This window comes from Aeromonas sp. sia0103 (assembly GCF_963895295.1).
GTDB classification, from domain to species: Bacteria; Pseudomonadota; Gammaproteobacteria; order Enterobacterales; family Aeromonadaceae; genus Aeromonas; species Aeromonas encheleia.
In genome coordinates this window covers 1-469 of the sequence record NZ_CAWQKG010000024.1, presented here as the reverse complement: position 1 = coordinate 469, position 469 = coordinate 1, and the positions used below count along the sequence as shown (strand labels likewise).

General features: G+C 62.5%; 1 protein-coding gene and 1 pseudogene. One reads left to right on the top strand and one right to left on the bottom strand.

Annotation, left to right across the window (positions count from 1 at the left end):
- A pseudogene (locus AACW18_RS11285) lies at positions 1-222 on the bottom strand (amino acid permease); the annotation flags it as partial.
- On the opposite strand from AACW18_RS11285, the gene AACW18_RS11280 reads away from it, so the two are divergent.
- Positions 221-469 (top strand): ArsR/SmtB family transcription factor (locus tag AACW18_RS11280; protein ID WP_218390084.1); only part of this gene is annotated, 249 nt, incomplete at its 3' end. The pseudogene AACW18_RS11285 and the gene AACW18_RS11280 sit on opposite strands and share 2 nt — an antisense overlap.

Here is a 469-nt window from a genome sequence, read left to right as displayed (position 1 = left end):
GCTGTAGGCCGAGCCGGCCACCGGGAAGGCCGAGGCCATGCGGCCGTAGCTCATGGCGGTGAAGAACATCGCCACCAGCGCCGCGAGGTACGCGGCCGGTACCATGCCGGCGGTGGATTGAGCGAGGATGCCAAAGGTGCCGAGTACAATGATCGGCGTCATGTAGGCGATGCCAAACAGCACCACCGACCCCAGAGACAGGGTGCGTTGCAAACGAGCCATGAGCGACTACTCCGAATTTTATTGGATTTATGGCAGAGCCGGGTTTTTCGCGGTTGTTAAAAAAGATCGCAGCCTTTGTTCGCTGATGGACGGCCATGCCCGCACCAGCACAGAACTGGCGGCGGTGGCCGAAGTCAGCGCGTCGACCGCCAGTGCCCACCTGGCCAAGCTCAAGGAGCTGGCGCTGGTGCGGCTGCACGTTCAGGGGCGTCATCGCTATTACAGCCTGGCGGACAAGCGCGTAGCC